Genomic DNA, 12,989 nt, shown 5'->3' on the forward strand with positions numbered 1-12,989 from the left:
GATCTCCTAGCCGCTGTTGCGGAGCGCCGTCGCGATCGCGTTGATCGACAGCAATATACCCTCGCCGATCCGCGGATCGCCTTCCCCGGCGCGGTGGCGCTTCATCAGCTCGATCTGGAGCAGGTTGAGCGGCTCGATATAGGGCAGGCGCAGCCGGATCGAGGTCTCCAGCGGCGGATGCTTTTCGAGCAACCTGGTCTGGCGCGTGACCTGCAGCAGGCAGTCATGCGTCTGGTCCCAGCCGCTGCGGATACGGCCGAACACCGCCTCGCGCAGCTCGGTATCCTCGACCAGCGCCGCATAATGCTCGGCGATGCCCATGTCTGACTTGGCCAGTACCTGTTCCATATTGTCCAGCGTCGCGCGGAACAGCGGCCAAGCGCTCGCCATCTCGCGCAGCAGCCCCTTGTCCTCGAACGCCTCCAGCGCCGCGCCCACGCCGTACCAGCCCGGCAGCATCACCCGCGCCTGCGCCCAGCTGAACACCCAGGGGATGGCGCGCAGATCCTCGATTGCGTCGGTTTTCTTGCGGCTGGCGGGGCGCGAGCCGATCTTCAGGCCGGCGATCTCGGCAATCGGTGTCATCTGCCGGAAGAAGGTGGTGAAACCGGGCGTTTCATAGACCAGTCCGCGATAGGCGCGGAACGCGGTGTCCGAGAGCTGGTCCATTGCCGCTGCGAACCGCGCCGCATCGGCCGGGGCCAGCTTCTCCGGCTCCAGGCTGGCGAGCAGAGTTGCCGAAGCCATGGCCTCCAGATTGGTCATCGCGCTTTCGCGGCTGCCATATTTTGCGGCGATCACTTCGCCCTGTTCGGTAATACGGATCCGCCCCTGCACCGTGCCCGGCGGCTGGGCGAGAATCGCCGAGAAGCTCGATCCGCCACCGCGCCCCACCGCGCCGCCGCGGCCGTGGAACAGCTGCATGGCGATGCCGGCTTGCTCGAACACCGGCTTCAGCGCGGTCGAACCCCGGCTCAGCTGCCAGGTGGAGGTGAGATAGCCGCCATCCTTGTTCGAATCGGAATAGCCGATCATCACTTCCTGATGCCCGCGCTTGGCGGCGATGGCCGCGACTTCGGGCAAATTCAGCCAGGCTGCCATGATCGCCGGGGCGCTTTCCAGATCGCCGATCGTCTCGAACAGCGGGATCGCCATGATGTGCGCCTGGGGCTGCTCGCCGGGCACGTAGAGCCCGGCTTCCTTGAGCAGGATATGGACTTCGAGCAGGTCCGACACCGACTGCGCCATCGATACGATGTAATGGCGGATGCAATCGCGGCCGTAGCGGGCATGCGCCGCCGCGGCTTCGCGTACGATCGCCAGTTCTGAGGCGGTTTCCTCCGAATAGGCGGCATAGGGGCTGGTGAGCGGGCGGGCGTTGGCCAGCTCGCGGCGCAGCAGGGCGATCCGCGCCTCCTCGTCGAGCGCCGCATAGTCTTCGCACACGCCCGCCGACTGGAGCAGTTCGGCGACGACGCGCTGATGCACCGCGCTGTTCTGGCGCATGTCGAGCGTGGCGAGGTGGAAGCCGAATGTCTCGATCGCGCGGATCAGCCGGCCGAGCGCGCCGCCTGTCGCCAGCGGACCACCATTGGCGAGACCGCGTGCGATGGCGACAAGGTCTTCGCGAAAGGCTGCGGGATGGTCATAGGGTGCGGCAGGAATGGGAGAGGGCCGTCCGGGCCGCCGCCCGACCAGCCTTTCGTGCGTCGCGGAAAGGCGCGCATAGATGCCGGTCAGTGCGCGGCGATAGGGTTCGTCGCTGCGGCTTTTGCCGGTGTCTCCGCTTGCTTCGGCCAGCGCGATGACTGCCTCTGGCACCTCAGCATGTTCGGTCGAGATCGACAACTCCGCGCCCAGCGCATGGACCGCGTCGAGATAATGGTCGAGCACCGTCTCCGCGGCGCGCGCGAGCGCCAGCCGCATCGAATCGGCAGTGACGAAGGGGTTGCCGTCGCGGTCGCCGCCGATCCAGCTGCCGGGGCGCAGAAAGCTGGGGGTGCGGTCGCCCAGGGCTCGATCCCACCGCGCATAGAGCGCAGGCAGCACGGGCAGGAACACATCGCGGAAATAGGATAGCGCCGTCTCCACCTCGTCCGGCACGCCCAGCTTCTCCCGGCGAAGCACCCGCGTCTGCCACAGCAGCGCAATCTGGCGCAGAATGGCTTCTTCCACCTGATCACCATCCGGCGTTTCCGCCACGCCCTGATCGCGCAGGCGCATCAGTTCTGCGATACGGTTCTTATGGTCGATCATCGACTTGCGCCGCACCTCGGTCGGGTGGGCGGTCAATACCGGGCTGACCAGCGCGTGGTCGAGCAACGCCATCACCGGTTCGCGTCCGATCCCGGCAGCCGCCAGCCGTTCGAGCGCGGCTGCGACATCAGCGTCTTTCTCGGTCGCGACACCCTGCCGGTCTTCGGCGAGGTTGGCGAGCATCGAGAAGAGCATGAATCCGCGGACGAAATCGAGCGTCTCGTCCAGCGTCAGCCTGTCCAACCCCGAATCGATCGCGGTCGCACCGGCGACGCCGCGATGGCGATCGACGGAAGTAGCGCGGATATATTCGATCCGCTTGAACAGCGCCTCGCCACCATAGACGCGGATGACGTCGCCGAGCAGCCGGCCGAGGAAACGGATGTCGGGATTGTTGGTGATTGCGATACTGGCCATGGGCGCAATTGCTGCACCGCGGAAACGCAGGGGTCAACCGGGCTCCGCAACAGAAATACGGCGAGCGTCGGGCGCCAGCAAATTTGTTGCGAAAACTGCTATGGCGAAGACTGATCTGTTCAGCTGGGCAGTCGGCCGGCGACGCGGATCGCCGGCCGAACAGCCTCAAACGTCGAGATTGGCGACGCTCAGCGCATTTTCCTGAATGAACTCGCGGCGCGGTTCGACCACATCGCCCATCAGCTGGGTGAACACCGCATCTGCGACATCGGCCTGGTCGATCGCAACCTGCAGCATCGAGCGGTTCTGCGGATCGAGCGTGGTTTCCCACAGTTGCTCCGCATTCATTTCGCCCAGACCCTTGTAGCGCTGGATCGCGAGGCCCTTGCGGCCGAACGCCAGGATTGCGTCGAGCAGCTGCGCCGGACGCGACACCAGGCTTTCACCCTTGCCGACCGCGACCGGCGCATCTTCCTCGGCAACCGGCGTCTCGCTTTCGGCAGCTGCGCCGCGTGCGGAAACCAGCTTGGACGGCGTGAGATAGCTGGCGGCCTGTTCGGCGGCGAGCGCGTGCAGCTTGCGTGCCTCGGCGGAACTAAGGAAGCTCGCTTCGACGATGTGGTGGTCAGTCACGCCGCGCCACAGTCGTTCGAAATGATAACCACCTTCGTCGGTGACGCGCGCGCTCCACCGCGCCTCGGTATCGGCCGCGTCGAGTCGGGTGACGACGCTGGTCAGCAGCGCGGCGCGCTGCTCGCGGGTCGCCACCGGGTCGAGCGCGCCACCCAGCGCCAGCGCCTCGACGATCGAGGGATCATAGCGGCGCGGGACATAGCGCATCAGGGTGCGCATCCGGCGGGCATGTTCGACGAGCGTGCGAAGATCCTCGCCGCTCCGCTGCCCCTGCGCCGTATCGAGCACGGTGCCGCCGACGCCGGCATCGACCAGATACTGATCGAGCGCGTTGTCGTCCTTGAGGTACACCTCGGACCGGCCCTTGGTCGCCTTATAGAGCGGCGGCTGGGCGATATAGAGGTGCCCGTTCTGGATGATCTCGGGCATTTGCCGGTAGAAGAAGGTCAGCAACAGCGTGCGGATATGCGCGCCGTCCACGTCTGCGTCGGTCATGATGACGATCTTGTGGTAGCGCAGCTTCTCGATGTTGAAATCGTCGCGGCCGATTCCGGTGCCCATCGCCTGGATCAGCGTGCCGATTTCCTTCGAGCTCAGCATCCGGTCGAAACGCGCGCGCTCGACGTTCAGGATCTTGCCGCGCAGGGGGAGGATCGCCTGAAAGTGGCGATCGCGACCTTGTTTGGCGGAGCCGCCGGCCGAGTCACCCTCGACCAGGAACAGTTCGGACTTGGCGGGATCGCGCTCCTGACAGTCGGCGAGCTTGCCGGGGAGCGAGGCGATGTCCATCACGCCCTTGCGCCGGGTGAGCTCGCGGGCGCGCTTGGCGGCCTCGCGCGCAGCCGCCGCATCGATCACCTTCTGGACGATCATGCGGGCATGCGCCGGGTTTTCTTCCAGCCACTCGGCCAGCTTGTCGGCCATCAGGCTTTCGAGCGGCTGGCGGACTTCGGACGAGACCAGCTTGTCCTTGGTCTGCGACGAGAATTTCGGATCGGGCAGCTTGACCGAGACGATCGCGGTCAGGCCCTCGCGCATGTCGTCGCCGGTGAGCGAGACCTTCTCCTTCTTCAGCGCGCCCGACTTTTCCGCATAGCTGTTAAGTGTGCGGGTCAGCGCCGCGCGGAACGCCGCCAGGTGGGTGCCGCCGTCGCGTTGCGGGATGTTGTTGGTGAAGCAGAGGACGTTTTCGTAATAGCTGTCGTTCCACTCCAGCGCGACGTCGATCGTCACGTCGTCGCGGGTACCGCTGATCGCCACCGGATCGGGCATCAGCGCGACCTTGTTGCGGTCCAGCCACTTCACGAAAGCAGCGATGCCGCCCTCGTAGAACAGCTCGATTTCCTTCACCTCCTCATGCCGCGCGTCGCGCAGGATCAGGCGCACGCCCGAATTGAGGAAGGCCAGCTCGCGGTAGCGGTGCTCGAGCTTGTCGAAATCATACTCCGTGATCTTGAAGGTCGCCGGGCTGGCGAGGAAGGTCACGCGCGTGCCCTTCTTGCCGTTCGCCGGGCCGATCACCTTCAAGGGTGCTTCGGCATCGCCGTGGCGGAAGCGCATGTAATGCTCCTCGCCGTCGCGCCAGATGTTGAGATCGAGCCATTCGCTGAGCGCGTTCACCACCGACACACCCACGCCGTGCAGGCCGCCCGAGACCTTGTAGGCGTTCGAATCCGACGTGTTCTCGAACTTGCCGCCTGCGTGGAGCTGGGTCATGATCACTTCGGCGGCGGACACGCCCTCTTCTGAGTGGATACCGGTCGGGATGCCGCGGCCATTATCCTCGACCGAAACCGAGCCGTCGGCGTTGAGCGTGATCTGGATCAGGTCGCAATGCCCGGCGAGCGCCTCGTCGATCGCGTTGTCCGACACTTCGAAGACCATGTGGTGCAGGCCCGAGCCGTCATCGGTGTCGCCGATATACATGCCCGGCCGTTTGCGGACCGCATCCAGGCCCTTCAGGACCTTGATCGAGTCGGCGCCATATTCGTTCGCGTTGGGATCGTTCGTCTTCGGAGTGTCTGCCATGCCGAGGATATAGGGATTCGGGGGGTAGAACGGAAGCAAAATGGTTCGCTTCCCTTTCGCCGCGCGCCATGCTCCATTCGGGGCAGGGCAATCTTCAATCCAAGGGGGAAAGGATGCAGTTTCGCGCTTCCATTGCCGCCGCCGCGCTGCTCGCGGCCGCACCTGCCGCCGCGCAACAATCCGCACCGCTCAGGCCGGATCAGGCGAAGTTCTTCCAACTCTACAAGGAGCTGGTCGAAACCAACACGGTGGTGAATGTCGGCAGCTGCACCCAGGCCGCCGGGCAGATCGCCGCGCGGCTGAAGGCCGCAGGGTTCACGGACGAGCAGCTCACGCTGTTCGCCACGCCCGAACACCCGAAGGACGGCGGGCTGGTCGCGATCTATCCGGGCACGTCCAAAAAGGCGAAGCCGATCCTGTTGCTCGCGCATCTCGACGTGGTCGCCGCCAAACGCGAGGACTGGACGCGCGATCCGTTCAAGCTGGTCGAGGAGAATGGCTATTATTACGCCCGCGGCACCGTCGACGACAAGGCGATGGCGGCAATCTGGGCAGACACGCTGATCCGTTTCCAGCAGACCGGGTACAAGAGCAAGCGCACCATCAAGCTGGCGCTGACCTGTGGCGAAGAGACCACCTGGGCCTTCAACGGCGCCGAATGGCTGGCCAACAACAAGCGCGATCTGATCGATGCCGAATTTGCCCTCAACGAAGGCGGCGGCGGCAAGTCGGACGGGCATGGCAAGGTGCTGGTCGAAACCATGCAGGTCGGCGAGAAGGCCGTGCAGAATTTCCGGCTCGAGACGAGCAACCCCGGCGGTCACAGCTCGATTCCGGTGCCGGACAACGCGATCTACGAACTCGCCGACGCGCTGGTGAAGATCCGCGGCTACGAGTTCCCGCTGGAACTGAGCGACACCACGCGCGCCTATTTCGCCAGGGCCGGCGCGGCGAGAGGCGATGCGATGGGCAAGGCCATGGTCGCGATTGCCGCCAATCCGAACGACAAGGCGGCCGAAGCGCTGCTCAACACCGATCGCAGCTATCATTCGATGTTGCGCACGACCTGCGTGGCGACACTGCTGGAAGGCGGCCATGCCAACAATGCGCTGCCCCAGCGCGCCGCCGCAAACGTCAATTGCCGCATCTTCCCCGGCCACAGCGTGGCAGAGACGCAAGCCGCGCTGGCGGCCGCGATCGGCGATCCGAAGGTGACGATCACCGCGGTGCCGCCGACGCGCCCGCTCGCCAAGCCGCCTGCGCTCGATCCGAAGATCATCGGCCCGGCCGAAAAGCTGGTGGCACAATATTTCCCCGGCGTGCCGCTGGTGCCGACCATGTCGACCGGTGCCACCGACGGCATCTTCCTCGCCGCAGTGGGCATTCCCACCTATGGCGTCCCCGGCGCCTGGGGCGATCCCGACGGCAACGGGGTCCACGGGCTGAACGAGCGTGTGGAAATCCGGTCGCTCTACACCGGGCGGGACTATCTGTTCGATCTGGTCAAGGCCTACGCCCAGCAGGATTGACGGTCAGCCCTGCTCCACCCTGCCATCGGCCACGCGGTAGCGGGTGGCCGAGGCGGGCACCGCCTCGAATAGCGCGGGCTCGGTGCCGGTCATCCACACCTGTCCACGTCCTACCAGCCGATCGAACAGCGCCGCGCGCCGGCCGGGGTCGAGATGCGCCGCGACTTCGTCGAGCAGCAGGATCGGCGTGCGGCCGGCCCGCTCCGCCACCAGCTCGGCATGGGCGAGCACGATGCCGAGCAACAGCGCCTTTTGCTCGCCGGTCGAACAGAGATGCGCCGGCTGGCGCTTGTCGAGATGCGTCACAACCAGGTCGGCGCGGTGGGGGCCGGTGAGGGTTCGCCCCGCCGCCGCATCGCGCCGCCGGCCTTCGCGCAGCGCCGCGGCGAGCGACGCGGCCTCTCCGCTCCAGCCGTCCAGCGCCAGTTCGGCGCGGGCAAAGGGCCCGGGCGGCTGATCCGCCAGCCGCGCGCCGAGTGCGGCAACCGCGTCTCGCCGGGCTGCGTCGATCGCCGCGCCATGTTCGGCCATCCGCGCTTCCAGTGCATCAAGCCACGCCGGATCGGGCGGCAGTTCGTCTGCCAGAAGCCGGTTGCGTTCGCGCATCGCCGCTTCGTACCGCGTCGATTCGTGCGCATGGCCGGGGGACAGCGCCAGCGTCAGCCGGTCGAGAAAGCGGCGGCGCTCGCCCGGCGCCTCCAGAAACAGCCGGTCCATCGCCGGTGTCAGCCACAGCAGGACCAGCCACTGTGCCAGGCTGGTTGCCGCCGCCGTCGCGCCGTTCACCCGTACTATACGCCGCTCGGGGGCATCGGCCCGCGCACCCGTGCCGATCTCGGCCGTATCGAGTATGGCGGCGATGCCGAAACCGCCGGCGCCGCCCTGCCGCGCCATTTCGCCAAGCGGCGCGCCGCGCAGGCCCCGGCCGGGGGCGAGCAGCGACAAGGCCTCGAGAATATTGGTCTTGCCGGCGCCATTCTCGCCGCTCAGCACGACGAAGTCGGCGCCCGGCGCGAGCACGGCATCGGCGTGATTCCGGAAATCAGTGAGAACGAGACGCTTGACGGCCATGGTGAGGGCTGTAGCGCAGCGTCTGGCCCACGAACACCGCTTGTCCAACGAAGGGCGAGAAGGGGATAGAAACTATGATCCGCAAGATTGTCACTGCCGCCGCACTGCTTGTTGTCGCGGCCTGTTCCAAAGCGCCCCAGGACATGACCGCCCATTATTCCGTCGGCGGTGGCCGGGGAACGATGACCGTGCGCGCTGCTGCCAATGGCGATGCCAAGTTCGAAGCCGGCCAGCAGACGCTGCTCCACAAGGGCGGTGTCGATTATCTGGTCGTCAACGATCCGACTGACCGCTTCGCCATCAAGCTGGACGATTTCGTCGGCGCCATGGCCGATATGGCCAAGGAGCAGGGCAAGAAACCGCAGCCGCTGCCCAACAACCCGGAATATGAAGCCGTGAACGTTGGCGAGGAGAAGGTCGCCGACCAGAAGGGCGATATCTGGGCGATCCGTCCGAAGGGTGGCGCCAATGGCGAGAGCGTCCGCGTCGTGATTGCGCAGGATTCGACCTATGCGCCGATCGGCAAGGCATTCGGCCTGCAGACCCGCTTCGCCAATGCGCGCACGCAGATGATGTTCACCGGCGTCAGCAATGCGGACAAGACGCTGGGCAGCGTGCTCGACAAGGGCATGGTGCTGAGCCTGGGCGATTCGCTGACGCTGCAGGATGTCGCGAAGGGCCCGATCGCGGCGAGCGAGTTCGCGCTGCCGAAGTTGCTCGACCGCGCCGCATTCCGCAAGCGCATCGCCGAGCAGGCTGCCAAGGCAGCAGCCGAAGCCGCCAAGGGCGCGCCCGCTGGCGGCGCCATGGGCGATGCCCCGGCAGCGCCCGTCGCGCCTTCCCCGGCGCCCGCTGCGCCCGCCGGCAAGTAACGGCTGCGCCAGTCGCAAAAGAAAGGCGCCCGGACCCACATGGTCCGGGCGCTTTTTTATGCCCGCTCTGGAATGGGTTCAGATCGCCGAGATGCCCGCCTCGGCCAGCCGCTGCTGGGCCACGCGATACAGCACCGGCTCCTTGATCCCCAGCCGGCGGCGGGCTGCGTCGAGCGGTTCGGTCAACAGCGCCTCATAATCTTCGCCGTGTAGCCAGCGGGCACGCTTGCCGTGGCGATAGCCTTCGCGAATCGCGCGGATGCAATCCAGCCGGCCGGTCACGCGCAGCGTCTTGAGGGCGCCGCCCAGTGCAATGAAGCCCCAGCCCAGCCCGCCCGTCTGCGCATAGGAAAAGGCGACCAGGCACAGTTCGCCGAGATGTTCGTTGGCCTGATAGCCGGTCAGCGTGTGCCAGATGTCGTGAATGTCGCGCTCGCGGCGGCCCATCCAGGCATAGGGATGTTCGACATCAATGCCCTGAAACCCGCCTTCGACCATGCTGACCGCAACCAGCCCCTCTGCCGAGAAGCCGGTCGAATCGAGGAAGTCGCGATAGGCGGCGCCCACGGTGCCCGGTGCGAAACTGTCGATCCAGCTGCGATCGGCAAGCTTCTGCGCGAATTCCAGTCGTTGATAGGCAAGCTTGCCGCCGCCCGGAATGGTGAGCAGCCGGCGATAATTGCGCTGCGTCACGTCGCCGTTCAGCGCGCGCATGATGCGGAATACCTGCTCGGTATCGTCGCCATTGGCGAGAAGCCGTCGCAGCGCCGAAAGCGCCGTGCCCCATTCGCGCTTTAGCGGAACGCCGGGGTTGATCGATTGCACAGGTTGCGTGGCCATGGGTCTGCTCTGTTGCTAACAACAGTGTAAATAGCATGCGCCATGGCCAAAATCAACTTGGGCCCGCGAATCACACCCGCATCGGCATCAACACATAGAGCGCGGGCGCGCTGTCATTCTCGCGAATCAGCGTCGGCGCGGCTGCGTCGGCGAGATGGACTTCCACCAGATCGCCTTCGATCTGGCCCAGAATGTCCATCAGATAGCGGCTGTTGAAGCCGATTTCGAACGGCAGCGCGGTATATTCGCCCGGAACTTCTTCAGCCGCAGCGCCATTTTCCGGGCTGGTGACCGACAGGATGATCTTGTCGCGTTCCAGCGCCATCTTCACCGCGCGGGTCTTTTCCGTGGCGATGGTCGAAACGCGGTCGACACCCTGCATGAAGCTCTTCGGATCGAGCTTGAGCAGCTTGTCGTTCGCGGTCGGGATCACCCGGCTGTAATCGGGGAAGGTGCCGTCGATCAGCTTCGAGGTGAGGATCGCCTGACCCAGGTCGAAGCGGATCTTCGAGGCCGAGAGCGAGACACCGACCGAGCCGTCGACTTCATCGAGCAGCTTGCGCAATTCGGAGACGCATTTGCGCGGCACGATAACGCCCGGCATGCCTTCGGCGCCATCCGGGCACGGCACCGTCACGCGCGCGAGGCGGTGGCCGTCGGTAGCGGCGGCGCGCAGCACGCGGCTGGCTTCGTCGCTCACATGGAAGAAGATGCCATTCAGATAATAGCGCGTCTCTTCGGTGGAGATCGCAAAGCGAGTCTTGTCGATGATCTGCTTCAGCGTTTCCGCCGGCAGTTCGAAAGTGGTGGGCAGTTCGCCTTCCGCGATCATCGGGAAATCGTCGCGCGGCAGCGTGCCGAGCTGGAAGCGCGCGCGGCCGGCAACGACCGTCAGCTTGCCTTCGGCTGCGGTCAGTTCGACCTGCGCGCCCTCGGGCAGCTTGCGAACGATGTCGAACAAGGTGTGCGCCGAAACCGTCGTGGCGCCGGGCTGGTCGACCGCCGCCGGGATGGTCTCGTCGATCTGCAGATCGAGATCGGTTGCCATCAGCCGCAGCGTGCCGCCGCCCTGGGCGTCGATCAGCACGTTCGACAGGATGGGAATGGTGTTGCGCCGTTCGACCACGGACTGGACGTGGCTCAGGCCCCTCAGAAGAGTTGCACGTTCGATCGTCGCCTTCATGTACCTCAAACCCCCGGGCCGCCGCCCTAATTCCACCTGACGCGCCCGGCCGGTGGCAGTTCGCCGAGTTGTATCCTTAACGCGAAAAAGGACCGGAGCAAGCCTGCTCCGGCCCTTCTTTACGTGCTTAGCTTGCGTTTTGGTAAATCAGAAGCGCATGCCGATGCCGGTAACGATCTGGTGGCGCTCCGGGTCGACGCCGTTGGCCTGCGATCCGTAGTTGGAATAGCGATATTCCGCCTTAACGAAGACCTTGTCGGTCATCTTCATCTCGACGCCCGCGCCGAGCCGCCAGCCGTCCAGGTTGCTGCGCTGGCTCAGCGCAATCGCCGGGCTGGTGTTGGGCGAGGCATAGTCGGTGGTGAAGGCGGCGTTGGTATAACCGGCCTTGGCATAGATCAGCGTGCGGCCACCCGCGACGAAGCCGAGCCGCCCGCCGACATAAAGGTCGCGGTCGGCCGCAACACGGAGCGTGTCGCCGCTGTTGATCAGGTTGCTGGCATGGTCGCGCGCGCTCGATCCGGTCACCTCGCCTTCCACGCCGAACACGGTGTTGCCGCGCTGGAAGTCATAGCCGATATTGCCGCCATAGGTGACGCCATCGGTGGAGGCGTTGAACGACGACTTGTCCTTCACATGGTCCCACCCGACGATCGCTTCGGCGTGCGATCCTGCGAAGCTCTGGTCCTGTTGGGCAAAGGCCGGGGCGGCGAAGGCCGACGAGCCGATCAGCGTGGCGACGATAAGCTTGGTACGCATACAACTACTCCTTGGTACGGACCGGCTCCCCTTGGGCGAGCCGGTCTGGTTCGACCGCAGACGACACGTCTCGGTCGTTCTCCCGGGGATAGAAGGGCGCGGCTGCGCTGGGGCACCACCATGGCGGCTGCCGGCGCACGCCGGCTGGCATGACTGCTCCCTGACTTCCTCGGTGCCCGTTCTTGCGAGCTGCATGTCTGTTGCCGCCACGCCGCTGTCCGCCCGCTGAACGAAACGGGGCGAAAACGGGGCATTGCGTTACTGCGGGTTACAGGGGAGAAATGGGCATGCAATCCACGCGAAAGGGGCGCGACTTCATCGCGCGGCATGGCGAAACCGTGTTCAATACCGCCCGACGGATGCAGGGCGACCATCCCCATACCCCGCTTACCCGCGCCGGTTTTGACCAGGCCGATGCGATGGGGGCAGCGATGCGCGGGCTGCTCGGGCCGAAGCCGCCGCTGACTTTGTGGTCGTCGACCGCCGGCCGGGCGCTGCAGACACTGGCGATCATTGCCGAACATCTCGAGCTCGACTGGCACCGCGCCCGCACCGATGCGCGTCTGGTGGAAATCGGCATGGGCCAGTGGAGCGGCCGCTATTATGCCGATCTGGCGCAGGAGATCGGGCCATTTCTCGATACCGAGCACGGCCTCTACACCCGCCCGCCCGAAGGGGGCGAATGGTATGATGCGATTGCCGCGCGCGTTTCGGGCTGGCTGGCCGACACCCATGACGATCCCGGCGACCGGCTGGTCATCCTGCACGGCATGTCGAGCCGCGTCCTGCGCGGGGTGATGACCGGCCTTGATGCGCTGCCGCACTTCGCCGCGCCGGTGGCCCCGGACCTGCCGCAGGGCTCGATCGTGATGATCGAACAGGGTGTGGAGACGGTGGTGCATCGCGGCACGGGGACCGGCGGGGCACCGGCATGAGCCTGGCGGCCCTGCTGTTGCTCGCCCTGTCCGCGCCGGAAGCGGGGCGCAGCACGATCGGCATCTATGACGGCTGGGGCGCGTTTCGCGACGCCGCGCCGCGCCGCTGCTTCGCGATCGCCCGGCCGGTGGACCGGGCGCGCCGCGGTGACGCCTTTATTAGCATCGCCAACTGGCCCGAAATGCGGGTGCGCGGACAGCTCCATGTCCGGCTCAGCCGGCCCCGCGCGGGCAATGCACGGGTGACGCTGTCGATCGGCGAACGACGATTCGAGTTGCAGGCAGGCGCCGTCGATGCCTGGGCTCCCGATGCCCGCACCGACGCGGCGATCGTCTCGGCGCTGCGCGACGGGCGCGGCCTGAGCGTCGAGACGGTCGCCGCCAGCGGCGCGGCCTTTGTCGATAGCTATAGTCTCAAAGGCGCAGCCAGCGCCATCGACGCTGCGACGCTGGCCTGCCGCTGACG

At 66.0% G+C, this 12,989-nt stretch carries 10 protein-coding genes; 4 read left to right on the plus strand and 6 right to left on the minus strand.

The window, feature by feature from the left end; genetic code table 11:
- Positions 1-6: 6 nt before the first annotated feature.
- Complete coding sequence (gene ppc, locus ACT53K_RS17695; RefSeq protein WP_476230060.1) at positions 7-2,673, minus strand: phosphoenolpyruvate carboxylase; 2,667 nt, start codon at positions 2,671-2,673, stop codon at positions 7-9.
- Positions 2,674-2,838: 165 nt separating this feature from the next.
- On the minus strand, positions 2,839-5,334 hold the full coding sequence (gene gyrB / locus ACT53K_RS17700; RefSeq protein ID WP_476230061.1) for a DNA topoisomerase (ATP-hydrolyzing) subunit B: 2,496 nt from the start codon (positions 5,332-5,334) through the stop codon (positions 2,839-2,841).
- Between the two features lie 113 nt (positions 5,335-5,447).
- On the opposite strand from gyrB, the gene ACT53K_RS17705 reads away from it, so the two are divergent.
- Complete coding sequence (locus ACT53K_RS17705) at positions 5,448-6,863, plus strand: M20/M25/M40 family metallo-hydrolase (RefSeq protein ID WP_476230062.1); 1,416 nt, start codon at positions 5,448-5,450, stop codon at positions 6,861-6,863.
- Positions 6,864-6,866: 3 nt separating this feature from the next.
- Here the strand turns inward: ACT53K_RS17705 and recF are convergent, their stop codons facing one another.
- Positions 6,867-7,934, minus strand: a complete 1,068-nt coding sequence (gene recF, locus ACT53K_RS17710; protein ID WP_476230063.1) for a DNA replication/repair protein RecF — start codon at positions 7,932-7,934, stop codon at positions 6,867-6,869.
- Positions 7,935-8,008: 74 nt separating this feature from the next.
- Here recF and ACT53K_RS17715 point away from each other — a divergent pair, with 74 nt between their 5' ends.
- On the plus strand, positions 8,009-8,806 hold the full coding sequence (locus ACT53K_RS17715) for a hypothetical protein (RefSeq protein WP_476230065.1): 798 nt from the start codon (positions 8,009-8,011) through the stop codon (positions 8,804-8,806).
- 78 nt (positions 8,807-8,884) lie between these two features.
- Here ACT53K_RS17715 and ACT53K_RS17720 read toward each other — a convergent pair whose 3' ends face one another.
- From ACT53K_RS17720 to ACT53K_RS17730, 3 genes are all read right to left on the minus strand, one after another.
- Positions 8,885-9,646 carry a Coq4 family protein gene (locus ACT53K_RS17720; RefSeq protein WP_476230066.1) on the minus strand — a complete coding sequence of 254 codons (762 nt, stop codon included), beginning with the start codon at positions 9,644-9,646 and terminating at the stop codon, positions 8,885-8,887.
- A gap of 70 nt (positions 9,647-9,716) precedes the next feature.
- A complete protein-coding gene (dnaN, locus tag ACT53K_RS17725) occupies positions 9,717-10,829 on the minus strand; it encodes a DNA polymerase III subunit beta (protein WP_476230067.1) in 1,113 nt (370 codons plus the stop codon).
- Positions 10,830-10,976: 147 nt separating this feature from the next.
- Complete coding sequence (locus ACT53K_RS17730) at positions 10,977-11,588, minus strand: outer membrane protein (RefSeq protein ID WP_476230068.1); 612 nt, start codon at positions 11,586-11,588, stop codon at positions 10,977-10,979.
- A gap of 287 nt (positions 11,589-11,875) precedes the next feature.
- On the opposite strand from ACT53K_RS17730, the gene ACT53K_RS17735 reads away from it, so the two are divergent.
- Together ACT53K_RS17735 and ACT53K_RS17740 are read left to right on the plus strand one after the other, a co-directional pair.
- Positions 11,876-12,523 (plus strand): histidine phosphatase family protein, encoded by a 648-nt coding sequence (locus ACT53K_RS17735; protein ID WP_476230069.1) that lies wholly within the window; start codon positions 11,876-11,878, stop codon positions 12,521-12,523.
- Complete coding sequence (locus tag ACT53K_RS17740; protein WP_476230070.1) at positions 12,520-12,987, plus strand: hypothetical protein; 468 nt, start codon at positions 12,520-12,522, stop codon at positions 12,985-12,987. The genes ACT53K_RS17735 and ACT53K_RS17740 overlap by 4 nt, the downstream gene beginning before the upstream one ends.
- Positions 12,988-12,989: the final 2 nt, after the last annotated feature.

This window comes from Sphingomonas sp. DMC8, from assembly GCF_056314185.1.

What these genes read in the sequence shown, in the direction of transcription:
- recF (WP_476230063.1), bottom strand. Translation starts at nt 7,934, where the DNA reads ATGGCCGTCAAGCGTCTCGTTCTCACTGATTTCCGGAATCACGCCGAT.
- ACT53K_RS17730 (WP_476230068.1), bottom strand. Translation starts at nt 11,588, where the DNA reads ATGCGTACCAAGCTTATCGTCGCCACGCTGATCGGCTCGTCGGCCTTC.
- ACT53K_RS17705 (WP_476230062.1), top strand. Translation starts at nt 5,448, where the DNA reads ATGCAGTTTCGCGCTTCCATTGCCGCCGCCGCGCTGCTCGCGGCCGCA.
- ACT53K_RS17740 (WP_476230070.1), top strand. Translation starts at nt 12,520, where the DNA reads ATGAGCCTGGCGGCCCTGCTGTTGCTCGCCCTGTCCGCGCCGGAAGCG.
- ACT53K_RS17715 (WP_476230065.1), top strand. Translation starts at nt 8,009, where the DNA reads ATGATCCGCAAGATTGTCACTGCCGCCGCACTGCTTGTTGTCGCGGCC.
- ACT53K_RS17720 (WP_476230066.1), bottom strand. Translation starts at nt 9,646, where the DNA reads ATGGCCACGCAACCTGTGCAATCGATCAACCCCGGCGTTCCGCTAAAG.
- ppc (WP_476230060.1), bottom strand. Translation starts at nt 2,673, where the DNA reads ATGGCCAGTATCGCAATCACCAACAATCCCGACATCCGTTTCCTCGGC.
- ACT53K_RS17735 (WP_476230069.1), top strand. Translation starts at nt 11,876, where the DNA reads ATGCAATCCACGCGAAAGGGGCGCGACTTCATCGCGCGGCATGGCGAA.
- gyrB (WP_476230061.1), bottom strand. Translation starts at nt 5,334, where the DNA reads ATGGCAGACACTCCGAAGACGAACGATCCCAACGCGAACGAATATGGC.
- dnaN (WP_476230067.1), bottom strand. Translation starts at nt 10,829, where the DNA reads ATGAAGGCGACGATCGAACGTGCAACTCTTCTGAGGGGCCTGAGCCAC.